20 protein-coding genes are annotated in these 24,758 nt (G+C 70.7%); all 20 read left to right on the top strand.

The window, feature by feature from the left end; translation table 11 throughout:
- The first annotated feature begins 62 nt into the window (after window positions 1–62).
- A complete protein-coding gene (locus DAA40_RS05280; protein ID WP_234356247.1) occupies window positions 63–743 on the top strand; it encodes a redox-sensing transcriptional repressor Rex in 681 nt (226 codons plus the stop codon).
- Entirely contained in the window at window positions 740–2,047 is a 1,308-nt protein-coding gene (locus DAA40_RS05275; RefSeq protein ID WP_106848604.1) for a glutamyl-tRNA reductase, read from the top strand. Before DAA40_RS05280 ends, DAA40_RS05275 begins: the two co-directional genes overlap by 4 nt.
- The gene (gene hemC, locus DAA40_RS05270) at window positions 2,044–2,970 is read left to right on the top strand and encodes a hydroxymethylbilane synthase (protein WP_106848603.1); all 927 of its coding nucleotides are present in this window, start codon (window positions 2,044–2,046) and stop codon (window positions 2,968–2,970) included. The genes DAA40_RS05275 and hemC overlap by 4 nt, the downstream gene beginning before the upstream one ends.
- Window positions 2,967–4,517 carry a uroporphyrinogen-III synthase gene (locus DAA40_RS05265; protein WP_106848602.1) on the top strand — a complete coding sequence of 517 codons (1,551 nt, stop codon included), beginning with the start codon at window positions 2,967–2,969 and terminating at the stop codon, window positions 4,515–4,517. Before hemC ends, DAA40_RS05265 begins: the two co-directional genes overlap by 4 nt.
- A 30-nt stretch (window positions 4,518–4,547) precedes the next feature.
- Window positions 4,548–5,531, top strand: coding sequence for a porphobilinogen synthase (gene hemB / locus DAA40_RS05260; RefSeq protein WP_106848601.1), 984 nt, complete (start codon window positions 4,548–4,550; stop codon window positions 5,529–5,531).
- A gap of 108 nt (window positions 5,532–5,639) precedes the next feature.
- Entirely contained in the window at window positions 5,640–6,275 is a 636-nt protein-coding gene (locus DAA40_RS05255; protein WP_158716248.1) for a hypothetical protein, read from the top strand.
- A 70-nt stretch (window positions 6,276–6,345) separates the two neighbouring features.
- Window positions 6,346–7,023, top strand: coding sequence for a hypothetical protein (locus DAA40_RS05250; RefSeq protein ID WP_199849524.1), 678 nt, complete (start codon window positions 6,346–6,348; stop codon window positions 7,021–7,023).
- A gap of 48 nt (window positions 7,024–7,071) precedes the next feature.
- Window positions 7,072–8,400: a glutamate-1-semialdehyde 2,1-aminomutase gene (gene hemL / locus DAA40_RS05245; RefSeq protein ID WP_106848598.1), complete on the top strand. Its 1,329-nt coding sequence runs from the start codon at window positions 7,072–7,074 to the stop codon at window positions 8,398–8,400.
- Complete coding sequence (locus DAA40_RS05240) at window positions 8,393–9,022, top strand: histidine phosphatase family protein (protein WP_106848597.1); 630 nt, start codon at window positions 8,393–8,395, stop codon at window positions 9,020–9,022. Before hemL ends, DAA40_RS05240 begins: the two co-directional genes overlap by 8 nt.
- Window positions 9,019–9,600: a TlpA disulfide reductase family protein gene (locus DAA40_RS05235; protein ID WP_106848596.1), complete on the top strand. Its 582-nt coding sequence runs from the start codon at window positions 9,019–9,021 to the stop codon at window positions 9,598–9,600. Before DAA40_RS05240 ends, DAA40_RS05235 begins: the two co-directional genes overlap by 4 nt.
- The gene (locus DAA40_RS05230; RefSeq protein ID WP_106848595.1) at window positions 9,597–10,379 is read left to right on the top strand and encodes a cytochrome c biogenesis CcdA family protein; all 783 of its coding nucleotides are present in this window, start codon (window positions 9,597–9,599) and stop codon (window positions 10,377–10,379) included. Before DAA40_RS05235 ends, DAA40_RS05230 begins: the two co-directional genes overlap by 4 nt.
- On the top strand, window positions 10,376–11,968 hold the full coding sequence (locus DAA40_RS05225; protein WP_106848594.1) for a cytochrome c biogenesis protein ResB: 1,593 nt from the start codon (window positions 10,376–10,378) through the stop codon (window positions 11,966–11,968). The genes DAA40_RS05230 and DAA40_RS05225 overlap by 4 nt, the downstream gene beginning before the upstream one ends.
- A gap of 55 nt (window positions 11,969–12,023) precedes the next feature.
- Window positions 12,024–13,052 carry a c-type cytochrome biogenesis protein CcsB gene (gene ccsB, locus DAA40_RS05220; protein WP_106848593.1) on the top strand — a complete coding sequence of 343 codons (1,029 nt, stop codon included), beginning with the start codon at window positions 12,024–12,026 and terminating at the stop codon, window positions 13,050–13,052.
- 12 nt (window positions 13,053–13,064) lie between these two features.
- Complete coding sequence (locus tag DAA40_RS05215; protein ID WP_106848592.1) at window positions 13,065–16,376, top strand: DUF2126 domain-containing protein; 3,312 nt, start codon at window positions 13,065–13,067, stop codon at window positions 16,374–16,376.
- Window positions 16,373–19,054 carry a circularly permuted type 2 ATP-grasp protein gene (locus tag DAA40_RS05210; protein ID WP_158716247.1) on the top strand — a complete coding sequence of 894 codons (2,682 nt, stop codon included), beginning with the start codon at window positions 16,373–16,375 and terminating at the stop codon, window positions 19,052–19,054. Before DAA40_RS05215 ends, DAA40_RS05210 begins: the two co-directional genes overlap by 4 nt.
- On the top strand, window positions 19,051–19,962 hold the full coding sequence (locus DAA40_RS05205; protein WP_106848590.1) for a transglutaminase family protein: 912 nt from the start codon (window positions 19,051–19,053) through the stop codon (window positions 19,960–19,962). The genes DAA40_RS05210 and DAA40_RS05205 overlap by 4 nt, the downstream gene beginning before the upstream one ends.
- Window positions 19,963–20,007: 45 nt before the next feature.
- On the top strand, window positions 20,008–20,832 hold the full coding sequence (locus DAA40_RS05200; RefSeq protein WP_199849523.1) for an ABC transporter ATP-binding protein: 825 nt from the start codon (window positions 20,008–20,010) through the stop codon (window positions 20,830–20,832).
- Window positions 20,833–20,868: 36 nt separating this feature from the next.
- Window positions 20,869–21,843 (top strand): iron-siderophore ABC transporter substrate-binding protein, encoded by a 975-nt coding sequence (locus DAA40_RS05195; RefSeq protein WP_106848589.1) that lies wholly within the window; start codon window positions 20,869–20,871, stop codon window positions 21,841–21,843.
- On the top strand, window positions 21,843–23,891 hold the full coding sequence (locus DAA40_RS05190) for an iron ABC transporter permease (RefSeq protein ID WP_106848588.1): 2,049 nt from the start codon (window positions 21,843–21,845) through the stop codon (window positions 23,889–23,891). Before DAA40_RS05195 ends, DAA40_RS05190 begins: the two co-directional genes overlap by 1 nt.
- Window positions 23,888–24,724: a siderophore-interacting protein gene (locus DAA40_RS05185; RefSeq protein WP_106848587.1), complete on the top strand. Its 837-nt coding sequence runs from the start codon at window positions 23,888–23,890 to the stop codon at window positions 24,722–24,724. The genes DAA40_RS05190 and DAA40_RS05185 overlap by 4 nt, the downstream gene beginning before the upstream one ends.
- Window positions 24,725–24,758: the final 34 nt, after the last annotated feature.

Below are 24,758 nucleotides of genomic sequence, written 5' to 3'. Positions count from 1 at the left end.
GTCTGACACCGTTCTTTACCACCGGACGCCGCTGCGCCCGGGTCAGCTCGTGGAGACAGATCGTGACCACCGCCGCCGGGCAGCCGCTCACCGCGCGCACCACCGACGGCCGACGCATCCCAGAGGCCACCCTGGGGCGGCTGTCGCTGTATCTGCGGATGGTCGACCAGCTGACGGGCCGGACCCTGATCAGCTCCGGCGAGCTCGCCACCCTCAGTGGGGTCAATCCCGCGATGCTGCGCCGCGACCTGTCCTGGGTCGGCACCGTCGGCACCCGCGGTGTGGGGTACGACGTCCCGACGCTCCGGGCGCGGCTGGCCGAGACGCTCGGCGTCGAGCAGAGCCGCACCGTCGTCATCATCGGCGTCGGGAACCTCGGCCACGCGCTCGCCGGCTACGCGGGGCTGGCCGCCCGCGGGTTCAGCGTCGTTGGCCTGTTCGATCCCGGTCACGTCGGCGAGGTGGTCGGCGGGATCACCGTGCGGCCCATCGAGGAGCTGCGCACCGCGGGCGAGAACTATCGCGACAGCATCGGCGTCATCGCCACTCCTGCCCACGCGGCGCAGGACGCGCTCGACATCCTCGTCGAGGTCGGCATCACCGGCGTCCTGTCGTTCGCGCCCACCACGCTGCGCGCGCCGGCCGGCGTCGACGTACGCCGCGTGGATCTGGCCAGCGAGCTGCAGATCCTGGCCTTCCATCAGCGACAGAAGTCACGCGCATCAACGAAAGGTGCTTCATGAGCTACCTCGTCGTCGGGCTGTCCCACCAGCACGCCCCCATGGACGTCCTGGAGCGGGCGGCAGTCACCCCCGAGCAGCTCGACCAGGCGCTCACGGAGGTGCTGGCCGCCGAGCCGGTGACCGAGGCGATGATCCTCTCGACCTGCAACCGCATTGAGCTGTTCACGGTCGTCGAGAAGTTCCACCCGGGCGTGGACGCGCTCGTCGCCTGGCTCGCCGACCGTCTCGACGTCTCGAGCGACGATCTGTCGGGCTACCTGCAGGTGTCCTACGACGAGGACGCGGTCGAGCACATGATGCGGGTCGCCAGCGGGCTGGACTCGATGGTCGTGGGCGAGCCGCAGATCCTCGGCCAGCTGCGCACCGCCTACCTCGAGGCGATCGACCGCGACGCCGTCGGACGCCGGCTGCACGCGCTGTCTCAGCATGCGCTGCGGGTCGGCAAGCGAGTGCACTCCGATCTCGGGATGCACGAGATCGGGCGCAACATCGCCTCGGTCGCGGTCGACGCGGCCCGCGGCATCACCGGCGGCCTGGCCGGCCGCGACGCTCTCGTCGTCGGGGCCGGTGCGATGGCCTCGCTGGCCGCTGCCTCCCTGCGCGCGGAGGGCGTCGACCGGCTAGAGATCCTCAACCGATCCGCCGAGAAGGCGCAGGCGCTGGCCGGCCGGTACGACGGCACGGTGGTGCACGATCTGGTCGGCGCGCTGCGGCGGGCCGATGTCGTCGTCACCGCCCTCGGGTCCTCACCGGGCGTGATCAGCGAGGGCCTGCTGCGTGACGCGGGCCCCACGGTGCTGATCGACCTCGCGCTGCCACGCAACGCCTCCGCCGAGGCGGCCACGCTGGAATCGGTCACCTACGTCGGCATGGAGCAGATCAAGCAGCGCGCGGCCGCTGCCGACGTCACCGTCGACGGCAGCCGGGCGCAGGCGGTGATCGGCGAGGAGGTCGCCGCGTTCGTCGCCCGCCAGCGCCGGGCCGCCGTCGCACCGACCCTGCAGGCGCTGCAGAACCGGGCCAAGGAGGTCATTGAGGCGGAGGTGAGCCGGTTGAAGAACCGGATTCCGGACGTCGATGCCCGCGCGATGTCCGAGATCGAGTATGCGATCGAGCGCGTCGTCGACAAGATGCTGCACGCTCCGCAGGTACGGGTTCGCGAGAGCGCTGGAACGCCGTCCGGGAAGGCCTATGCCGAGGCGCTGCAGATGCTCTTCGGCGTGGGCGACCAGCCTGCCGAGGACGCCGTCGCACCCGACGTCGCACAGTCCGCGCGACAGCTCAGCCAGGGCGGAGGAGCATGAGCGCACCATTGCGGCTCGGAACCCGCCGCTCGGCGCTGGCCACCGGCCAGTCCCAGACCGTCGCGGACGCCCTGACCGCAGCCACCGGCCGCGCCGTCGAGCTCGTCACCGTCACCACGCAGGGTGATGTGACCAGTGCGCCGCTGCACACCTTCGCCGGCCAGGGCGTGTTCACCTCCGCGTTGCGCGACGAGCTGCTGGGCGGGACGGTCGATCTCGCCGTCCACTCCTTGAAGGACCTGCCGACCGCGCCACAGCCCGGTCTGGTGGTGGCCGCGATCCCGACGCGCGTCGACCCGCGGGATGCGCTGATCGCCCGCGACGGGCTCACCCTCGCCGAGCTGCCCCCGGGCTCGAAGGTCGGCACCGGTTCGCTGCGGCGCGGTGCTCAGCTGCGCGCACTCGGGCTTGGGCTGGAGGTGGTCGGCATCCGCGGCAACGTCGGCTCGCGGCTGGCCAAGGTCGACGACGGCGAGCTCGATGCCGTGATCCTCGCTGCCGCCGGACTGACCCGACTCGGCCTGCGAGATCGGATCACCGAGCTGCTCGACCCGATCCAGATGCTGCCGGCTCCGGGCCAGGGCGCGCTCGCGGTCGAGTGCCTCACATCACGCGAGGACGTCGTCGATTTGGTCAGAAGGCTCGACGATAACTACAGTCGTAGCTGTGTCGAGGCCGAGCGAGCGCTGCTCGCCGAGCTCGAAGCCGGTTGCTCAGCACCGGTGGGAGCCCTCGCCGAGGTAGTGGAGACCGAGGACGGTCTCGAGCTATCACTCCGTGCGGTCGTGACGGCGCACGATGGCAGCGATGCCATCCGCCTGTCGGCCACCGGACCACTTACCGATGCTGCCGGACTCGGTCAGCGGCTTGCCCGCGTGATGCTCGAGGACGGCGCGCAAGAGCTGATGGGGAGCACGCGATGACGCGCGCGCGTAAGAGCGCCGGCCGGATCCAGTTCGTTGGATGCGGCCTGGCCGATGCCAGCCTGATCACCGGACGCGGCGCCGAGGCGATCCGCCACGCCGACGTGGTGGTCGTCGACACCGACGTACCCGCCGAGGTACGGGCGCTGTTCGGCGGCGAGGTGACCGAGACGACCGACGACCCGGCCGCCGTGGCCAAGGCGCTCGTCGCCGAGGCCAAGACCGGTGCGCGGATCGCGCGCGTCGTCACCGGCGACGTCCTCTCCAGTGACCGGATGGTCAAGGAGATCTCTGCGGTCAGCCGCTCCTCGGTGCCCTACCAGGTGATCGCGGCTGCGGCCGCGCCGCACTCGATCGCCTCGTACGCCGGCATCCCCACCGCCGGAACGGTGGTCACCGCCGACCTGCGCGGCTTCGAGGCCGGCACCTCGCTTGCCGGGCTGGCCGGCGCCGGGGGAACGCTGCTGCTGACCTTCGACCTGCCCGACGTCAAGGCGATCGCCAAGGCGCTGATCGAGGCGGGGCTGTCGGACTCGACGCCGGCCGCCGTCACGGTCAATGGGACCTCGCTCGCGCAGAAGACCATCGCCGGCGTGCTGGGCGATCTCACCGGCAGCAACCCCGACGTCAAGGCGCTCGAGGGCCCGGCGCAGCTCACCGTGGGGCCGGGCGCGGCCCAGACCGCGAAGTTCGCCTGGTGGGAGAAGCGCGCGCTCTATGGCTGGCAGGTGCTGGTGCCGCGCACCAAGGAGCAGGCCGCCGACATGAGCAACCTGCTGCGCGAGCACGGCGCGATCCCGATCGAGGTGCCGACCATCGCGGTCGAGCCGCCGCGCACCCCTGCGCAGATGGAGCGCGCGATCAAGGGCCTGGTCAACGGCCGCTACTCGTGGATCGTATTCACCTCCACCAACGCGGTGAAGGCCGTGTGGGAGAAGTTCACCGATTTCGGGCTCGATGCCCGGGCCTTCGCCGGGGTGAAGATCGCCTGTGTCGGGGAGGCGACCGCGGACGCCGTCCGCGCCTTCGGGGTCACTCCCGAGCTGGTGCCCGAGGGTGAGCAGTCCAGCGTGGGCCTGCTGGAGGTGTTCCCGCCGTACGACGATGTGCTCGACCCGATCGACAAGGTGCTGCTGCCGCGCGCCGACATCGCCACCGAGACCCTTGCCGAGGGGCTGAAGGAGGCCGGCTGGGAGATCGAGGACGTCACCGCCTACCGCACCGTCCGCGCCGCTCCGCCGGCCGCGCACATCCGCGAGTCGATCAAGGGCGGCGGGTTTGACGCGGTGTGCTTCACCTCGAGCTCGACGGTCCGCAACCTGGTCGGCATCGCCGGCAAGCCGCACGCGCGCACCGTCGTCGCCTGCATCGGCCCGGCTACCGCTGCCACCGCGAAGGAGTTCGGTCTGCGGGTCGATGTCCAGCCCGAGACCGCCGACGTCCCGTCGCTGATCGAGGCGTTGGCCGACTACGCCATCAACCTACGCGACGTCGAGGGCTTCGACCGCCCGCCGCGCAAGACCAAGTCGCGGGCCCGCAAGTCCTGACCGTCCGGGCCAGCCGATCGAGGAGTTTCGATGAGTCAGTTCCCGTCCTCCCGCCCGCGCAGGCTGCGCTCCAGCCGCGCCGTACGCCGCCTGGTCACCGAGACCCGGCTGGATCCGGCCGGGCTGGTGCTCCCGATGTTCGTGCGGGAGGGAATCGACCAGCCGCAGCCGATCACCTCGATGCCAGGCGTGCTGCAGCACACCCGCGACTCGCTCAAACGGGCGGCGGTCGAGGCGGTCGAAGCGGGAGTCGGCGGCATCATGCTGTTCGGTGTCCCCGCCGAGCGGGATGCGACCGGATCGGCAGCGGTGCGCGAGGACGGCGTCCTCAACGTCGCCATCGCGGACGTCGTGGCGGAGGTGGGGGAGCAGACCGTCGTGATGAGCGACGGCTGCCTTGACGAGTTCACCGACCACGGCCACTGCGGCGTCCTGGACGAGCGCGGCGGCGTCGACAACGACGAGACGCTGAAGGTGTACGCCGACATGGCGGTCGCGCAGGCCGCGGCGGGGGCGCACATGGTCGGGCCCAGCGGGATGATGGACGGTCAGATCGGCGTCATGCGCGAGGCGCTGGACGCCGCCGGCCACCAGGACGTCTCGCTGATCGCCTACACCGCGAAGTACGCCTCGGCCCTCTACGGCCCCTTCCGAGAGGCCGTCGACTCAAAGCTCAAGGGCGACCGCCGCACCTACCAGCAGGACCCCGCCAACGCGCGCGAGGCGCTGCGCGAGCTCGAGCTGGACGTCGCCGAGGGTGCCGACATCGTCATGGTGAAGCCGGCGTCGACATATCTCGATGTCATTCGCGACGTCCGCGAGGCGACGCACCTGCCGGTGGCGGCCTACCAGGTCTCGGGCGAGTACTCGATGATCGAGGCGGCTGCCGCGAACGGCTGGCTCGACCGGGAGCGGCTCGTCGACGAGCAGCTCATGGCGATCGCCCGCGCCGGGGCCTCGATCATCCTCACCTACTTCGCGGTCGAGGTCGCGCAGCGCCTCCAAGATTCGTGACCGCGTTCGTCGCCGATCGTTCTGCGCCGACCGGACCCGTGGAGCGGATCAATCGGTCACTCCATCGGGGTTAGGCTCAAACGCGCCCCACGAGAACGGAGTACGACGGTGAGCCCGAGGCGAATGACCATCTACGGCGTCCTGCTCGCCGTGGTCGGGCTTGCCGGGCTGTTCTTCAGCTTCGGACCGGCGAGCTTCGGTGACCAGCTCAGTGGCCGGGTGGACGTCGTCGGAACCGTGCAATGGGGACTGAGCCGCGATGCCGTGACGGCGGACGACTCCATCAGCGACGACGAGTACGGCGTCTGGAAGGTCGACTACGAGATAGACGGCTCGGAACACACCGGAATGATCATCGGCCGGTACCACAGCGGGCAGCAGATCAACGTCTCCGCACCGGGCGACGGGTCGATCTACGCACTGCTGCACGAGTCGGTACCCACCAGTGTGAAGGTGCTGAGCTGGTTCCTGGTGCCGCTGTCGATCGCCACGCTGGTGGCCGGGCTCTGGTTCGGTGGCAAGGGTATCCGTCGCGGCGACGCCGAGGCGCGGGTCGAGGCGCTGGAATCGCTGTCGCGCCGTCATCCGAACCTCTTTCCACCGCCGCAGGCGTTCGCTCCGCCGCAGGCCCAGCTCGCCCCGCCGCCCCCGCCTCAGGTCACCGCCGACACGCTGCCGCCGGTGGGCCGGCAGCCGCAGCAGCAGTCCGGCAAGCCGGACTTCTACGCGCCGTACGACATCTAACGCCGCCGCGCCCGCACGCCGGTGACATCCGTCCTGGGCGGGGTGGACGCCGCCGGACGATACTGAAGACGTGCAATGGATGTGGCACCTGTTCTGGATCATCCCCGTCTTCGGCGGGTCGATCAGCGCTGGGCTGAAGGCGTTGGGCGACGCCAACGAGCGTCGCGCGGAGCGTGCGCAGGAGCGCTACCGGCTCAAGCAGGAGGTGCGGCTCGCTGAGGTGCAGGCCAAGACCGGGGCCGCCGACCGCTCCGAGGCTCGCGAGCGTGAGGTCAGGCAGCTGCTCGCGCAGCACCAGCAGGTGACCGACAGCTGGGCGGCGTACGAGCTGGATCCGGTGCGGCTGCTGGAGTACCCGGTGATGGCCGACGTGCGGGAGCCGCTCGTGGCAGAGCTGCATCGGGCCATGCTCGCCGCCGACGGTCTGCGCCCCGCCCACGCCGGCGACCTCGTCACCCGCGACGAGGTCAGCGAGTACCGCGACGCGGTGCACCACCTCTCCACTGCCTTCGCGGCCGCCGAGAGCGAGGCCCTGCGGCGCGGCTGGGCGGACTTCGACGACCGTGCGCAGGGCCGGATCAGCCGGGCGCAGAAGCTCTTCGGTGTGGCTGCCGATCCCGCCGCCACCGTCGCCGAGCGGCAGCAGGCGGTGGCACGTGCCCGGGATGAGATCTCCGGGCTCATCGTGCTCCCGCGCCGCACCGCAGCCGCGATCGAACGCCGCGTCGCGGGCGAGCTCGAACGGTAGGGCGCAACTCTCACAGCGGTCCGCCGTCCGGGATGGGACAATGGCGACGTGCTGTACCCGTCTGATGCCCCCGCGTCCGCTGAGCTCTTCGACCGCGCGAGCGAGGTGATCCCCGGAGGCGTCAACTCACCGGTGCGCGCCTTCCGCTCCGTCGGCGGCACGCCGCGGTTCATGGCATCGGGCCACGGTGCCTACCTGACCGACGTCGACGGCCGCGAGTACGTCGACCTGATCTGCTCCTGGGGCCCGCTGCTGCACGGCCACGCGCACCCCGCCATCGTCGACGCCGTCACGAAGGCCGCCCAGAAGGGCACGAGCTTCGGCACCCCGACCGAGAACGAGGTGCTGCTGGCAGAGGAGATCATCCGCCGTACGCCGGCGCAGCAGATCCGCCTGGTCAACTCCGGCACCGAGGCGACCATGTCGGCGATCCGGCTCGCCCGTGGGTTCACCAACCGGTCGCTCGTGGTCAAGTTCGCCGGCTGCTACCACGGCCACGTCGACTCGCTGCTGGCCGAGGCCGGCTCGGGCGTGGCCACCCTCGCGATCCCCGAGACCCGCGGCGTCACCCAGACCCAGACCGCGGAGACCGTCGTCCTGCCCTACAACGACGCGGCCGCCCTCGAGGAGCTGTTCGCGCAGCGGGGCGATGAGATCGCCTGCGTCATCACCGAGGCCGCCCCCGGCAACATGGGTGTCGTCCCACCGGTGAGCGGGTTCAACCAGAAGATCCGCGCGGTGACCGCCGCGCACGGCGCGCTGATGATCAGCGACGAGGTGATGACCGGCTTTCGCGCTTCGATCGGCGGCTGGCACGAACTGGACCAGGTGGACGCCGACCTCTACACCTTCGGCAAGGTCATGGGCGGCGGGCTGCCGGCCGCGGCCTTCGGCGGCCGCGCCGACGTGATGGCACTGCTCGCCCCGGCCGGGCCGGTCTACCAGGCCGGCACCCTCAGCGGCAATCCGCTGGCGACCGCCGCCGGCTTGGCCAATCTGCAGCTGTCGACCCCCGAGGCCTACCAGCAGATCGCGTCCACCAGCAGCGAGCTGCAGGGTATGACCGCCTCCGCGCTGTACGCCGCCGGCGTCCCGCACAAGATCCAGACCGCCGGCACCATGTTCTCGGTCTTTCTGTTCGGCGAGGGCCAGGAGCCGGTCAACGTGACTGATTACGAGCAGGCCAGGACCCAGAGCGCTGAGCGGTTCTCGGCCTTCTTCAACGAGATGCTGACCCGCGGTGTGTACCTGCCACCGTCGGGCTACGAGTGCTGGTTCGTCTCCAGCGCCCACGACGAGAAGGCGCTCGAGCGGATCGACGCCGCTCTGCCGTACGCCGCGAGCGCCGCCGCGGCGGTCGGGTACGACCATGGCTGAGCGCACCACGGTGCATCTCGTGCGGCACGGCGAGGTGCGCAATCCCGACGGCATCCTCTACGGTCGAATGCCGGGCTTCGGCCTCTCCGATACTGGCCGGCAGATGGCCAGCGCCCTCGGCGAGTACTTCGCCGGCCGAGATGTCGCCCACCTCGTGTCGAGCCCGCTGCAGCGCGCCGAGGAGACCGCGGCGCCGATCGCCGCAGCCCACTCGATCGCGATCGCGAACGACGAGCGGTTGATCGAGGCGGCCAACGACTTCGAGGGGCAGCGGTGGGGCGGCAAGGGCGGCATCATGAGCCGCCGCTCGAACTGGCCCAAGCTGCGCAACCCGATGCGCCCGTCGTGGGGCGAGCCGTACGTCGACATCGCGCTGCGGATGAGCATGGCCGTCGAGGCCGCGCGGATGCAGGCTCGCGGCCACGAGGCGGTCTGCGTCAGCCACCAGCTGCCAATCTGGACCCTGCGCAGCGCCGTCGAAGGCCGGAGGCTGTGGCACGACCCGCGGCAGCGTGAGTGCGCGCTCGCCTCCGTCACCTCCTTGCACTTCGAGGGCTGCCGGCTCGCCAGCGTGTCGTACGCCGAGCCGTGCGGCGACATCGGCCAAGGGGTCGGCGCATGAGGCGGCGCTCCTGGTTGGTGGTCCTCCTCACCGCCCTCGCCGTCCTGCTGGGTGGGTGCACCGCCAGCAAGGGCGCCCCGGACGCCGCCGGGGGTGGCTCGGAGTTCCGGTTCGTCGAGGGGACGCCGTCCGGCGAGGTGATCCCGCCCGACGAGCGTCAACAGGCTCCCGAGGTGAGCGGTGAGCTGCTCGACGGAGCGACCTACTCGCTGTCCGACCACGACGGCAAGATCGTGGTGATGAACTTCTGGGCCTCCTGGTGCGCACCGTGCCGGGTCGAGGCACCGGACTTGCAACAGATCTACCAGACCTACCAGAGCCAGGACGTCGAGCTGCTCGGCGTCCTGGTGCGCGACACCAGGGGGCAGGGCGAGACCTACAGCCAGCAGGTCGGGCTGACCTACCCGAGCATCTACGACCCGAGCACCAAGGTCGCGCTGCAGTTCCGCGGCTACCCCCTCGCCGCGATCCCCTCGACGATCGTGATCGACAAGCAGGGCAAGGTCGCTGCCGCCTACGTGTCCGTGGTCGATCTGGCAAGCCTGACCAGCACCATCGAGAAGCTGCTCGACGAATGAGCGTCCTCGCCTCGATCGACTCCACCGTCGCCTCCGGCTCGCTGATCCTGGCGAGCCTGCTGGCGCTCGCCGCGGGACTGCTCAGCTTCCTGTCGCCGTGCGTACTGCCCCTGGTTCCCGGTTACCTGTCGTACGTCGCCTCCGTCGGCGGTGAGGTCGGCAGCGAGACTCGCAGCGAGCTGGGCGCACGCCAGGACCCCGACCGGCGCCGGGTGATCCTCGGCGCGGTGCTGTTCGTGCTGGGCTTCACCGCCGTCTTCGTGTCGTACGGCGCGCTGTTCGGGCAGGTCGGCTCCGTGCTGCGCCAGCACGAGGAGATCATCACCCGCGTGATGGGGGTGCTGATCATCGCCATGGGCATCATCTTCCTCGGCCGCTTCCCCTGGATGCAGCGCGAATGGCGGCTGCACCGGCTGCCGGCGTCCGGGCTGATCGGTGCCCCGCTGCTCGGGGCGTTCTTCGGCATCGGGTGGACGCCGTGCATCGGCCCCACGTTGACGGCCATCCTCGGCCTGTCGTACGCCGAGGGCACCGCCGGTCGTGGCGCCTTTCTCACGGCGCTCTACTGCCTCGGTCTCGGCCTGCCGTTCGTGCTGATCGCGGCGGGCCTCGGATGGGCGCTGAAGGCGTCGTCCTTCGCCCGCGCGCACGCCGGTGCGCTGATGAAGCTCGGCGGTGTCATGCTGATCCTGCTCGGCATCCTGCTGGTCACCGGCTGGTGGTTCGGCATCGTCGCTACGATCCAGGGCTGGTTCCCTGCGGAAGGCCTACCGCTATGACCGAGCCCGCTGTGAAGGACGACGAGATCCTCTGGGAGGAGGACAAACCGGTTCGTCGTCCCATCGGCGCGTCGGTGAAGGAGATGGCCCGCTACTGGTGGCGCCAGCTCACCTCGATGCGTACCGCGCTGATCCTGCTGTTCCTGCTCGCGCTCGCGTCGGTGCCCGGCTCGCTGCTGCCGCAGCGCAACCTCAGCCCCTCGAAGGTCCGCGAGTACTACGCCGACTACCCGCGGCTGGCACCCTGGCTCGAGCGGCTCGGGTTCTTCAACGTCTTCTCCTCGCCGTGGTACGCCGCGATCTACCTGCTGCTGTTCGTCTCGTTGATCGGTTGCGTGCTGCCGCGGCTGACGGTGTACCTGAAGTCGCTCGGGGCCGAGCCGCCAAAGGCTCCCCGCCGGCTGTCGCGGCTGGGCGAGCATGCCGAGGGCGCCGACGAACGTTCGACCGACGAGGTGCTCGCGGACGCGGAGGCGCTGCTGCGGGGCAGGCGATGGCGGGTCGTCCGGCGCAGCGATGCGACGGGCGAGACGCTCAGCGCCGAGAAGGGCTACCTGCAGGAGGCCGGCAACCTGGTCTTTCACCTGTCCCTGCTCGCGCTGCTGGTCGCCCTCGCGGTCGGCAAGCTCAACGGCTACGAGGCCTCGCGCATCGCCATCGAGGGCGAGGAGTTCTGCAACACGCAGATGTCCTATGACAGCTTCGGCAGCGGCGCGCTGGTGAGCGGTGAGGACCTGGCGTACGTGTGTGTCGAGCTCAAGGACTTCGAGGTCGTCTACGAGCCGGACCTGACGCCGGCAGCGTTCGTCACCGAGATCGACTACGACACCGGCAGCGGCCAGCAGCCCGCGGTCATCGAGAGCAACGACCCGCTGCGGGTGGACGGCGTCCGCGTCTACGTCACCGGCCACGGCTATGCCCCGGTCTTCACGATCACGCTGCCCGACGGCACGGTCCGCGAGGAGCAGGCGCCGTTCCTGCCCACCGATCAGGTGAACTTCGGCTCCGAGGGTGCCTTGAAGCTCGACACCGGCGACCCGGAGAATTCGCTGGCGCTCCAGGGCTTCCTCGCGCCGACCTCCCAGGACTCCGGCGACGGCGTGATCGTCTCGACCGACCCGCGGCTGCTGAATCCCGCCGTGGCGTTGTTCGTCTACCAGGGCTACACCGGGTTGGACACCGGCCGGCCGCAGTCGGTCTACACCCTCGACCAGGAGGTCATCGACTCCGGGCTGCTGAAGCGGGTCGACGAGGTGAACCTGCTCCCGGGGGAGTCGGTCACGCTGCCGGACGGCACCAACATCCGCTTCGACCGGGTCGCGCAATGGGCGGCCTTCCAGGTCAGCTACGACCCGGGCCAGATCTGGGTGCTCGGCTCGGCGGTCGTCCTGCTCGCCTCACTGATGGTCACGCTGCTGACCCGACGCCGCCGGTTGGGGGTGCGCGGCAGCGACGACGGCGACGGACGACGGGTCGAGGTCGGCGGCCTGGCGCACTCCGGACACCAGGCCTTCCGAGACGAGTTCACCGCGCTCAGCGCGGGAATCCTCGGCAGCACCCCGCCCGAAGACCCCACCGACGATGAGTAACCGGCGAGACGGACGCGTATCCTTGGTCGAGCATTCGGGATGAACAGGAGCCCCCATGAGCGTGAACCAGTCGTTGGCGACCGTCTCCGACCACCTATTCTCGGGGGCGATCGTCGCGTACTCGGCTGGCCTGTTCGCGCTGTGCGGTGATTACGCCTTCGGCAAGAGCGAGCGTCGCGCACGGGCCCGTCAGGTGGCGCGCGAGCGGGAGCTCGTCGGCGCGGGCGCGCACGACGGCGCGGGCACCGTCGCGGTCCTCGATGAGCACGACGAGGCCACCGGCGTGGATACCGAGGAGCCGGCCGCGCCGTCGGTCTGGGGCCGGCGGCTCGGACTGCTCGGGTTCGCCCTCGCCGGCCTGGGCCTGGTCCTGCAGGTCGCCGCGCTCGTCAGCCGCGGCATCGCGACCGAGCGGATCGCCCTGGGCAACATGTTCGAGTTCGCCTCCGCGATCTGCATCTTCACCGTCGGCACCTATCTGGTGCTGGCGATCCGCAAGCCCTCCCGCCGCAGGCTCGGCGTGTTCGTGCTGCCGCCGGTCGTGTTCATCCTGGTGCTGATCGGGCTGAAGTTCTACACCCAGGCCCGCCCCGTCGTCCCGGCGCTGCGCTCGTACTGGCTGGGCATCCATGTCAGTGCGGCGACCATCGCCACCGGCATCTTCCTGGTCAGCGCGATCTGCACCGGGCTGTACCTGGTCAAGGCCAGGCACGAGGCCAAGGAGCGCGAGACCGGCGGGTACGTGCCCTCCCGAGTCGCCGGCAACCTCCCGTCGTCCACCGCGCTGGACCGGCTCGCCGCCCGCACGATGACCTTCGCGTTCCCGATCTGGACCTTCGCGATCATCACCGGCGCGATCTGGGCCGAGTCGGCCTGGGGCCGCTACTGGGGCTGGGACCCCAAGGAGATCTGGTCGTTCATCTCGTGGGTCGTGTACGCCGTCTACCTGCACGCCCGCGCAACCGCCGGATGGAAGGGCACCCGAGCGGCGTACATCAACCTCCTGGGCGCGGCCACCATGGCCTTCAACTTCATCGTCGTCAACACCGTCGTGTCCGGCCTGCACTCCTACAGTGGGCTCTAGGAGCGCTCGACCGTGAGCATCAAGGTCGCTCTCGAGCACCGTACGACCTACCGGTTCGACCGGCCGGTGAAGATCTTCCCGCACACCGTCCGGCTGCGGCCGGCACCGCATTCGCGCACCTACATCGAGTCGTACTCGCTGCAGGTCAGCCCGTCGGAGCACTTCCTGAACTGGCAGCAGGACCCGTTCGGCAACTGGCTGGCGCGGCTGGTGTTCCCCGAGCCGGCCACCGAGCTCGACATCACCGTCGGCGTGGTCGCGGACATGAAGGTGATCAACCCCTTCGACTTCTTCGTCGAGGAGTACGCCGAGCGCTACCCCTTCCAGTACGACGCCGACCTGCGCCGCGACCTCGCGCTGTACCTGGAGCCGGTCGTCGAGCCTGGGCACGACCAGCCCGGACCCGGGGTGCGGGAGTGGATGCGAGGGCTCCCCCCGGTGCCCGAGGACGGCCTGCGGATCGTCGACTTCCTGGTGCAGGTCAACACCGCCGTCTACCGCGACGTGGCCTACTCGGTCCGGATGGAGCCGGGCGTGCAGTCGCCCGACCAGACCCTGGAAAGGGCGATCGGGTCGTGCCGCGACAGCGCCTGGCTACTGGTGTCCGTGCTGCGCCAGCTGGGCCTGGCCGCGCGGTTCGTCTCCGGGTACCTCGTGCAGCTCTCCAGCGATGTCCAGGCGATCGAGGGACCGAGCGGACCCGCGCAGGACTTCACCGACCTGCACGCGTGGGCCGAGGTGTTCATTCCCGGCGCGGGCTGGATCGGCCTCGACCCGACCTCGGCGCTGTTCGCCGGGGAGGGGCACATCCCGCTGTTCTGCTCGCCGCACGCCGAGGCCGCGGCGCCGATCTCCGGCGCGACCGGTGTGTGCGAGGTCGAGTTCTCCTTCTCCAACACCGTCACCCGCGTCCACGAGGACCCGAGGGTCACCCTTCCGTACAGCGAGGCGCAGTGGGCGAAGGTCGACGCCGTCGGCGAACGCGTCGACGAGCTGCTGCGCGAACGCGATGTGCGCCTCACGATGGGCGGCGAGCCGACCTTCATCGCCGTCGACGACATGGTCTCCGGCCAGTGGACCACCGAGGCGGACGGCGAGGACAAGCGTGACCGTGCCACGGTTCTCGCCGGGCGGCTGCAGGAGCGCTACGGCAAGGGCGGCATCGTGCACCGCGGACAGGGCAAGTGGTATCCCGGCGAGCCGCTGCCGCGGTGGCAGATCGCGCTGACCTGGCGCAAGGACGACGACCCGTTGTGGACCGACCCCGGGCTGCTGGCCGACCCGTGGGACGACGACCAGCGCCGCGACGATGCGCCGGACGCCGCCGCGGCGCTCACCCGTGCCGTGCTGCGCGGCTTCGGTCTGCCGGAGTCGCAGGGCATCCCGGCGTACGAGGACGCGCTGCTCGCCCTGCACGCCGACCTGCGCCGGCCGGACGGGCCACGCCCGGACGACGACGCCGACCCGGCGCAGCCGGACCGGGAGGTCGACGAGCAGCTGCACGCGGGCGCCGAGCCCGCCGCGTGGGTCATCCCGATCCATCCCGCGCAGGACGGCGACGGATGGGCCAGCCCGGCCTGGCGGTTCCGCCGCGGCCGTCTCGTGCTGGTGCCCGGCGACTCGCCCGCGGGCCTGCGGCTGCCGTTGGACTCCGTCGACTGGAAGGATCCCGACCTGGAGGCCGAGCCCTCCTATCTCGAGCCGACCGGCGAGCTGAAGGCCGCCCGCCGGTTGAAGACCCGCATCATCTCGCCCGAGGGCGCCCGCCGTACGGCGCTGGCCGTCGAGGCCCGCGGCGGGTTCGTGTACGTCTTCCTGCCGCCGCTCACCGAGCTGGCGGACTTCGTCGCGCTGATCTCGCTGATCGAGCGGTCGGCCAAGAACACCGGCACGCCCGTGGTGCTCGAGGGCTATCCACCGCCGCCGGACACCCGCCTCGAGACGCTGATGGTCACGCCTGACCCGGGCGTCATCGAGGTCAACCTGCAGCCCACTGGGAGCTGGCCGGCGCTGCGGGAGCTCACCACGACGCTGTACGAGCAGGCGCGGCTCTCAAGGCTTGCGACCGAGAAGTTCGACCTCGACGGCACGCACACCGGCACCGGCGGCGGCAACCACATCACGCTCGGCGGGCCCACCCCGAAGGACTCGCCGCTGCTGCGCCGTCCGGACCTGCTGGTCTCGATGCTGACCTGCTGGCAGCGGCACCCGTCCCTGTCGTACCTGTTCTCCGGCCGGTTCGTCGGGCCCACCTCGCAGGCGCCGCGGGTCGACGAGGGACGCCCCGAGATGCTGTACGAGCTCGAGATCGCGATGGCCGAGATCGAGCGGCTTTCCAGCCACAACTGGCACTTCCCGCCATGGATCGTGGACCGCGCGCTGCGGCACATCCTGACCGACATCACCGGCAACACCCACCGCGCCGAGTTCTGCATCGACAAGCTCTACAGCCCCGACTCGGCGCGCGGCCGGCTCGGCCTGCTGGAGCTGCGCGGCTTCGAGATGCCGCCGCACCCGCAGATGGCGCTGGTCCAGGCCCTACTGGTGCGCTCGCTCGTGGCGATGTTCTGGCAGCGCCCCTACTCGCAGCCGCTGGTGCGGTGGGGGACGACGCTGCACGAGAAGTTCCTGCTGCCGCACTACTGCGGCGAGGACATCGCCGAGGTGGTCGCGATGCTGCGTGCGCACGGGATCGAGTTCGACCTCTCGTGGCTGGGGCCGTTCATGGAGTTCCGCTTCCCGCGGATTGGCTCGACCCAGGTGGGTGAGGTCTCGCTTGAGTTGCGCACGGCGATCGAGCCGTGGCACGTTCTCGGCGAGGAGTCGACCTCCGGCGGCACCGCGCGTTATGTCGACTCGTCGGTCGAGCGGATGCAGGTCAAGGTCGAGAACTGGACCCCGGGCCGGCAGGTGCTGCTGTGCAACGGCGTGCCGGTACCGCTCGCGGCCACCGCGACGACCGGTACGCACGTCGCCGGAATCCGGTTCCGCGCCTGGCAGCCGTGGAGCGCGCTGCATCCGACGATCAAGGTCGATGGCCCGCTGGTCTTCGACATCGTCGACCTGGACAACCGCCGCTCGCTGGGCGGCGCCCGCTACCACGTCAGCCACCCCGGCGGCCGGTCGTACGACACCCCACCGGTCAACGCGATGGAGGCGGAGTCGCGGCGCTGGTCGCGTTTCGAGACCATCGCGCACTCCACCGGCGACATCGATGTCGAGGCGGTGCGCGAGCGGATGGCGTGGGTGCAGGCCAGCAACCGGGAGTACCCGCACACACTCGACATGCGGCGGCGTACGCCGCGGACCTGGGGTCGCCTGTGAGCTCGCTGGATGACTACCTGCGCCGCTCGCGGCAGTACGTCCTCGAGACCGAGGGAACGGTGGGCGCCACGCCGTACGACGAGGTGGCCGACAGGGGAGCGGCGCGGGAGCACTGGAAGCCGGTATTCGCCTCGTTCGACAAGAACGGCGCGCCGGACCTCTCGCGGCTAGCCGCCCAGGCCGCTCGATTCCTTGAGGACGACGGCGTCACCTACAACCGTATCGAGGCGACCACCGACGACGACGGCAAGCCGACGACCGTCTCGCGCAGCGAGCCGTGGCAGCTCGACGTCCTGCCACTCGTGATCGGCGCCGAGGACTGGAAGGCCATCGAGGCGGGCGTGGAGCAGCGGGTACGGTTGCTCGAGGCGATCCTGGTCGACCTGTATGGCGAGCAGCGGCTGTTGGCCAGTGGCCAGATCCCCACGCGTGTCGTGATGGAGCACGGCGGCTACCTGCGACTCGCGCACGGGGTCAGGACGCCTGGCCCGCACCAGTTGGCGCTCGCCGCGGTCGACCTCGGCCGCGGGCCGGACGGCCACTGGCAGGTCATCGGTGACCGCACTCAGGCGCCGTCCGGCGCGGCGTACGCGATGGAGAACCGCCGGGTGCTCTCGCGCCTCTACCCCGAGGTGCATCACGACGTCCAGATCGACCGGCTGTTGCCGTTCTTCAACGCCTGCCGCAAGGCGTGCGCCGACGCCGCCCCGAAGATCGACGTACCCCAGGTGGTCGTGCTCAGCCCCGGAGCCAACAGCGAGACCGCCTTCGATCAGGCCTACTTCGCTTCCATGCTGGGCTATCCGCTCGTCGAGGGCTCGGACCTCACCATGCGCGACGGTCGGGTGTGGATGCGCTCGGCAGGCCGGACCGACGAGGTGGACGTCATCGTCCGTCGCGTCGACGCCGCCTGGACAGACCCGCTGTTTCTGCGCTCCGGGTCACGGCTGGGGGTTCCGGGGCTGCTCGACGCCGCCCGTCGCCAGACCGTCGCGGTGCTCAACGGATTCGGGAGCGGGGTGCTGGAGAACCCGGGCCTGATGCCGTTCCTGCCGGCGTTGTGCCGCGAGCTGCTCGGGGAGGAGCTGCTGCTGCCCTCGGTCCAGACCTGGTGGTGCGGAGATGAGAAGGCGCGCTCTCACGTGCTGGCGGGCCTGCCGCGCTTCGTCGTGCGCCCGATCGATCGCGACAAGGGCCCGAGCGTCTACGCCGGCAACCTGGACGCCGCCGCGCTCGACGAGCTGCGAGCGAGGGTCGAGGCCGACCCGTCCGGGTGGGTGGGCCAGGAGCCGCTGACCCTCTCGCACGCGCCGGTGTACATCGACCGGGAGGTCGTGCCGCGCCCGGTGATCCTGCGGACCTTCGCCGTCAGCGCCGATGACCGGTACGCGGTGATGCGCGGCGGGCTTGCGCGAGTGATGCTGGGCTCGGACCCGTCGGCCGCGCAGACCGACGCCCCCGACGCGGCCCCGGCGCAGCCGTTCTACAGCCGTCACGGGCAGTCCACCAACAAGGACGTCTGGGTGCTGATGGACGAGAATGCCGACCCGGCGTCCACCGGCTGGCTGCACGACGGTCCGTCCTACGCGCCGCCGGACCCCTTCTTCGCCTCCTCGCCGCGCATCCTGTCGGACCTGTTCTGGATCGGGCGGTATTCCGCCCGGGCCGAGGACCTGCTGCGGTTGATTCTGTCGGTGCGTGAGATCAGCGCGGACCTGGCGCACACCCCGCGCGGCGAGACCGGCGAGGCCCTGCAGACCCTCCGGCAGGCGATGACGCAAGTCAGCACCACCTACCCGGGCTTCCTGGACAGCCCGGCCGATGTGGCCGCCGAGCTGCGCTCGCTGCTGACCGAACGGGACCGCCTCGGAACTGTCGCCCAGTCGCTGCAGCGGTTGAGCGGCGCGCTGCAGGAGGTGCGTGATCAGTTCTCCGCCGACGTGTGGCTGGCTCTGGGCGGCGTCGAGCGCGCGCTGGCGGCGGTGCGCGACGAGGGTATGACCCAGCAGCTGGGCAGCATGCGCCAGAGCCTTCCGCCGATGCGCGGACGTCCGCTGCGCAACGACCAGCTCGTGCGCTCCAGCGAGACCGCGCTGGTCGGGATGCTGAGCCTGTCGGGCATCTTCTACGACAACATGATCACCGACCCGGGATGGCGGCTGCTGGACTCCGGACGCGCGATCGAGCGGGCGCTGCACGTGGTCGCGCTGCTGCGCTCCACGATCTGCATGCGGTTCACCCCGTACGTCGACGCGATGATCATCGACGGCGTGCTGACCGCGACCGAGAGCATCGTGACCTACCGCCGTCGCTACCGCGGACGCGCCCACATCGAGGGGGTGCTCCGACTGCTGCTGCTGGACACCAACAATCCACGTTCGGTGATCTTCGCCCTCGACAAGCTCGCGATCAGCGCCGAGCAGCTCGCCCAGGGCGACCCGGGCGGCGAGGTCAAGAAGGCCGTCGGCACGGCGCGTACCCTGCTGGAGGAACTCGACGTCGTCGGGTGCTCGCGCGTGGACCAGACCGGGCAGCGCGCTCAGCTGCACGAGTATCTCGGTGAGCTCTACGACGCCGTCCAAGCCATCGGTCAGCGGATGCACGAGGTGCATCTGTCGCAGGTCGGCGAGCAGCGGGCGATGTCAGAGGGGCACTATGCCGCGGAGGGGGCGGTATGACCCAGCTGTATCGCATCGAGCACAAGACGACCTACACGTACGACGACGATGTCACCGACTCGTACGGCGCGACGTTCATGCGTCCGCGTGACCTGCCGGCGCAAACGTGCCTGGCGCACGAGACCCGCATCTCGCCCAGCCCTGCCGACCAGTACCGCTTCGTCGACATTCACGGCAACACCCAGACCTACTTCCACGTGACGACCGCGCATCGCGAGCTCGTCGTAGCCGGGGTCAGCGTGGTCGAGGTACGTGATCCCGAGTACGACGAGAGCGCGCTCGGCATGCCGTGGGAGCAGGCGCGTCCCGACCACAGTGACGACCCGAACGCGTGGCAGGCCATCGACTACACCCTCGACTCGTCGCTGATCGAGATCACCCCTGAGCTGTTCGAGTACGCCGCCGCGTCGTTCCCGCCCGGCCGGCCGATCGGCGAGGCGGTCGACGACCTCAACACCCGGATCTACCACGACTTCACGTACTCGCACGAGTCGACGAACGTCTCCACCCCCGCCACCAAGGCGCTACAACTGAAGGCCGGCGTGTGCCAGGACTTCGCTCAGGTGCTCATCGGCTGCCTGCGCAGCCACGGCCTGGCCGGCCGATATGTCTCGGGCTACCTGCGCACCTTCCCGCCGCCCGGCAAGGAGCGGCTGATCGGTGCCGACGCTACCCACGCGTGGGCGGCTGCGTGGATTCCCGGAACCGACTGGCTGGCAGTCGACCCGACGAACAACAAGCGTTGCAATGACGCCCACGCGACCACCGCATGGGGCCGGGACTACCGCGACGTGCCACCGGTGCGCGGCGTCATCTTCACCGAGGCCAAGGACTCCAAGCTCGCGGTGTCGGTCGACATGGCCCCAGTCTCGGAGATGACGGTCGCACCCTCCAGCCCGGGGGTGTGACACACGTCGCTTGATTCGCACTAAGGTAAGCCTTACCTTAGTGGCGTGAACTTCGCAGAGCTGATCGCGACCGACGTGAGCGCGTCGTACGACCGTACCGAGGTCGTACACGCAGCGTCACTACAGCTTCAGCCCGGCCGGGTGACGGCGTTGATCGGCCCCAACGGCAGCGGCAAGTCCACTCTTCTGCGGGCGCTGTCAGGTCTGCACCCGATCGACAGCGGGTCGGTCGCGATCAACGGACCCGATGGGGCCCGCGACATCGCCACCCTGCGGCCGCGGCAGCTGGCCCGCGCGCTCACCCTGCTCAGCCAGCAGCGGCCCACCCCGCTGGGCGCCTCGGTCGCCGACGTCGTGGGGTACGGGCGCTTTCCCCACCAGCACCGATGGAGCGGTCGTGACGAGGGCGGCGCGGCGGCCATCACGCGAGCGCTGCGCCTGACCGGCGTGGAGGACCTCGCCCAGCAACCCGTCGATCAGCTGTCGGGCGGGCAGCGGCAGCGCGTCTGGCTCGCGAGCTGCCTGGCCCAACAGACCCCGGTGCTGCTGCTGGACGAGCCGACGAACCACCTCGATCTGCGCTACCAGACCGAGCTGCTCGCGCTGGTGCGCGAGCTCGCCGACGCCCACTCGGTGGCCATCGGCATCGTGCTGCACGACCTCAATCACGCCGCGGCGGTCGCGGACGAGGTTGCGCTGCTCGTCGAGGGCCGGATCCGCGCGTACGGGCCACCGTCCGAGGTGCTGCGGCCGGAACCGCTGTCAGAGGCCTATTGCGTGGACATCGATCTGCTCGATGACGGGTGCGGACGTCGTCGTATCTGCGCGCTGGGATCCCTGCGCGCGCCCACACCGGCGCTGGCCGGCTGACCGCACGACCCCATCAATCAACGAAGGAACCCACATATGCGCACCATGCGTAGGCTGCTGCCTGCCCTGCTCACCGTCCTCACGCTCGCCCTGACGGCGTGCGGAACCACCGATGAGGCGGCCGATGAGCGATCAGGCCAGGGCGGCGAGAAGATCACCGTGACCGATGCCCGCGGCAAGGAGGTCACGCTCGACGGGCCCGCGACCCGAGTTGTCACGCTCGAGTGGCAGCAGACCGAGGACGTGCTCGCACTGGGTGTTGAACCGGCCGGGATCGCTGACATCAAGGGATTTCAGGCCTGGGACACCGCTGTGGAGGTGGCCGGTGACCCGGTCGACGTCGGCCTGCGCGCCGAGCCGAGCGCCGAGTCGATCGGCAAGGCCGACCCCGACCTCATCCTCGGTGTCAAGGAGTCGATCCCCGAGGGGGCGCTGGAGCAGATGGAGCAGATGGCGCCTGTCGTGCTGCTCGAGTCCGCGGACGCGAACGCGCCGATCGAGCAGGTGCGCGAGAACTTCGAGACCACCGCGAAGCTGCTGGGCAAGAGCGAGAAGGGTGCGGAGATCCTCGCCGAGCTCGACCAGACCCTGGCCGACGCCAAGACCCAGATCGCATCGGCGGATCCCGCGCCGTACGCCTTTGCCTACGTCTACGGGGAGGGCAACCAGGTCTCCTTCCGGATGCACGCGACCCGGTCCATCCCAGGTGCGATCGCCGAGCAGCTCGGGCTGCAGAACGCCTTCACCGGGCCGGGAGACGACGCGTGGGGACTGCAAACCTACGACCTTGAGGCGATGACGACGCTGCCAGCTGACACGCACCTTCTCTACTGGGCCGATCCAGAGGGGGACCCCGTCAAGGATCTCCTGTCGACGAACCCGGTCTGGGCCAACCTGCCTTACGTGCAGTCCGGCGCGATCACCGAGTTCGGCGACGGTATCTGGATGTACGGGGGACCGCGCTCGCTGCAACAGCTCGCCGAGGCATACGTGAAGGTGTTCGCGAGCTGATGGCCCGCGCGCGAGCGGTCCTGCTCGGCGCGATCGCCGTCGCCGCGCTCGCGGCGGTGTGCTTCGCCCACCTCTCGCAGGGCACCGCGGCGATCGCGCCGGTCGACGTCCTGAGAGCGATCTGGTCGCCCGACGCGCGTGAGGCATCGGTGATCCTGGTCGGCAGCCGGCTACTTCGGCTCGTGGTGGGCCTGCTCGTGGGCGCAGCGCTCGGCGCGGCCGGCTGCGCCCTGCAGGCGGTGACCCGTAACCCGCTGGCCTCGCCGGACACGCTCGCGGTGAACGCCGGCGCGCACCTGACGCTGACCGCGTCCGCCGCGTTCGGCCTCGGGGTCGGCGTGCTGTCCGGCGCCGCGGCGGCGCTGGTCGGCGGGCTGCTGGCCGCGGGCGCCGCGCTGGCGCTCTCGGCGGGATCTCGGTCGTCGGTGCGGCTCATCCTCGCCGGATCCGTGCTGGCGCTCACGCTGCACTCGGTGACGGCCGTGCTGCTGCTGCTCTATTCGGAGGAGACCAGCCGGCTGTTCGCGTGGGGGTCGGGCTCGCTCGGTCAGGGCAGCACCCGCGGGCTACTGCCGACCGCGGTCGCGGTGCTCGTCGCGGGCGTGGGACTGCTTCTGCTCGGTCGCCGGTTGGATCTGCTGCAGCTGGGAGATGATGCAGCCCGCTCGCTCGGCGTCCCGGTCGCCGCTACCCGGCTTGCCGCGGTGGCCCTTGCGGTGGTCCTCACCGCCTGCTCGGTGAGCTTGGCCGGGCCGCTCGGCTTCGTCGGGTTGTGCGCACCCGCCCTCGCGCGCGGAATCCGCCGGTGGGCGCCCGGGCTGCGCCGACAGCGCCCCCTGCTGGTCGCCAGCGCCCTGTGCGGGGCGCTGCTCGTCGTCGTCGCGGACATCGGCGTCCGCGCCGCGTTCGGCTCGCTCGAGGCCGTGGATATCCCGACCGGCGTGGCGACCACCGTCCTCGGCGCGGTCTTCCTGGTCGCGCTGTCGCGGCGCATGCGCACGGGCGCGGCAGAGTCATCTCCCGCCGCCGTGTCGACGCCGCTCGCCGTGACGGCCCGCTGCCCCGTCCGCACCGTGCTGGCAGTGGCCGCGCTCGTCGGCCTGACGGCGGTGCTGGCGTTGCTGGCGGGAGACGGCTGGCTGCTGCTCGGGGACGTCGCCAACTGGGTGCGAGGTCAGGCCTCGGGCCGGATCACACTGATCCTCGACGCGCGGCTGCCGCGGATGGTCAGCGCCCTGCTCGCCGGTGCGGCGCTGGGCATCGCCGGCGCGCTCACGCAGACCGTCACCCGCAACCCGCTCGCCGACCCGGGCATTCTCGGCGTCACCGGAGGAGCCGGCTTGGGGGCGATCGTCACGCTCGGCGGCACGGACGCACTCGGGATCCCGGCCGGATACGGGCTGGTGACCGCCGGTGCCCTCGTGGGAGCTGCGGTCGCGGCCGCGCTGCTGCTCGGGCTCACCGCCAGCAGCGGGGCGGACGGCGTCCGGCTGGTGCTCGTGGGTCTCGGCATCTCCGCCGGGAGCACCGCGCTCACGACCCTGCTCATCGTGCGCTCGGACCCGTGGAACCAGGTGAAGGCGATCACCTGGCTGGGCGGGTCCACCTACGGAGCGGCGCTGCCGCGCACGTGGGTGCTCGCTGCCGCCCTGCTGGTGACCGCGGTAGTGATCGTGCGGATGCACCGCACCTGGGACCTGCTGCAGGTCGACGACCAGACCCCGCGGGTGCTCGGCGTGTCCATCGGCCGCAACCGCATCGGCACAGTCGCGCTCGCGGTGGTGCTGACGGCGCTCGCGACCGCGCTGGTGGGGGTCATCGGCTTCATCGGCCTGGCCGCCCCGCACCTGGCCCGGTTGCTGGTCGGGCCCCGGCATGCGGTCGTGGTGCCGCTGGCCGCTCTGGTCGGCGCGTTCGTCGTCGTGGTGGCCGACGCCGTCGGCCGTTCTGTGCTCGCCCCGGCACAGCTGCCTGTCGGGCTGGTGTGCGCGCTGATCGGCGCGCCGTACTTCATCTGGTTGATGCGAAGAATGAGAGCTGATCAATGAACAACCCCAACCCCTACCGTTGCTTCGATGTCCGGCTTGCTGCCCGCACCCGGCTGAGCGAGTCATTCATGCGCCTCACGCTGCGGGGCGACGACCTCGGTCAGTGCAGCGCAACGCTACTGGACCAGCGGGTGAAACTGGTCCTCGGAGCGCCCGCGCAGCTCGACCAGCTGCTGGTCGACGACTGGTATGCGGCGTGGCAGCGGGCGGATCCGCGACCGGACATCCGCACCTACACGCTGTCGGCGGTGCGCCCCGGCGACGCCGAGGTGGACGTCGACGTGGTGCTGCACGGCACCCGGGCGGACGGCGCAGGGCCCGCCTCCGCGTACGCCCAGGATGGCGCGATCGGGTCGCGCCTGCTGCTGGTGGCCGCCGACCGAGTTCGAGCCGGGCACGACTCAGCCGGTGTGGCCTACCACCCCGGCGGCGCGCGCCGGGTTCTGCTGCTCGCGGACGAGACTGCGCTTCCCGCTGTGGCAAACATTCTGCAGGCCCGGGCGGACGGCGTCCGCTACGAGTTGGTCGTCGAGGTGCCGCACGTCAGCGACGTCCGCGCCCTGGATGCCGACCGGGTCACCTGGCGGGTGCGGGCCCGGGGCGAGTCGGTCCTCGACGTGCCGCCGTTCGACATCTCCGTGGGGGATGGCGACGTCGTGGAAGAGGAGCTGCTCTGGGACGAGGCGGAGGGCGCGCCGGAGGGCAGCTATCTGTGGGCAGCAGGCGAGGCGGGCATGATCCGGGCGGTGCGCGCGGCCGCCAAGCGGGCCGGCTTCGACCGCTCCTCGTCGTCCTTCATGGGCTACTGGCGCCGCGGCGTCGCCTCGGTCTAGGGCCCCGGCGGGCCTCGATTCGTCTTTCCCGCGC

Origin of the sequence: Blastococcus sp. Marseille-P5729, from assembly GCF_900292035.1 — a bacterium.
In the GTDB taxonomy this organism is placed as follows: domain Bacteria; phylum Actinomycetota; class Actinomycetes; order Mycobacteriales; family Antricoccaceae; genus Cumulibacter.
Note: the sequence above shows the minus strand (reverse complement) of the source record. Positions and strands in the feature narration are given on the sequence as shown.

Bases quoted from the DNA above. Each gene is read 5' to 3' on its own strand.
- DAA40_RS05275 (WP_106848604.1), top strand. From the start codon at position 740: ATGAGCTACCTCGTCGTCGGGCTGTCCCACCAGCACGCCCCCATGGAC.
- hemC (WP_106848603.1), top strand. From the start codon at position 2,044: ATGAGCGCACCATTGCGGCTCGGAACCCGCCGCTCGGCGCTGGCCACC.
- DAA40_RS05265 (WP_106848602.1), top strand. From the start codon at position 2,967: ATGACGCGCGCGCGTAAGAGCGCCGGCCGGATCCAGTTCGTTGGATGC.
- hemB (WP_106848601.1), top strand. From the start codon at position 4,548: ATGAGTCAGTTCCCGTCCTCCCGCCCGCGCAGGCTGCGCTCCAGCCGC.
- DAA40_RS05240 (WP_106848597.1), top strand. From the start codon at position 8,393: ATGGCTGAGCGCACCACGGTGCATCTCGTGCGGCACGGCGAGGTGCGC.
- DAA40_RS05235 (WP_106848596.1), top strand. From the start codon at position 9,019: ATGAGGCGGCGCTCCTGGTTGGTGGTCCTCCTCACCGCCCTCGCCGTC.
- DAA40_RS05230 (WP_106848595.1), top strand. From the start codon at position 9,597: ATGAGCGTCCTCGCCTCGATCGACTCCACCGTCGCCTCCGGCTCGCTG.
- DAA40_RS05225 (WP_106848594.1), top strand. From the start codon at position 10,376: ATGACCGAGCCCGCTGTGAAGGACGACGAGATCCTCTGGGAGGAGGAC.
- ccsB (WP_106848593.1), top strand. From the start codon at position 12,024: ATGAGCGTGAACCAGTCGTTGGCGACCGTCTCCGACCACCTATTCTCG.
- DAA40_RS05205 (WP_106848590.1), top strand. From the start codon at position 19,051: ATGACCCAGCTGTATCGCATCGAGCACAAGACGACCTACACGTACGAC.
- DAA40_RS05195 (WP_106848589.1), top strand. From the start codon at position 20,869: ATGCGCACCATGCGTAGGCTGCTGCCTGCCCTGCTCACCGTCCTCACG.
- DAA40_RS05190 (WP_106848588.1), top strand. From the start codon at position 21,843: ATGGCCCGCGCGCGAGCGGTCCTGCTCGGCGCGATCGCCGTCGCCGCG.
- DAA40_RS05185 (WP_106848587.1), top strand. From the start codon at position 23,888: ATGAACAACCCCAACCCCTACCGTTGCTTCGATGTCCGGCTTGCTGCC.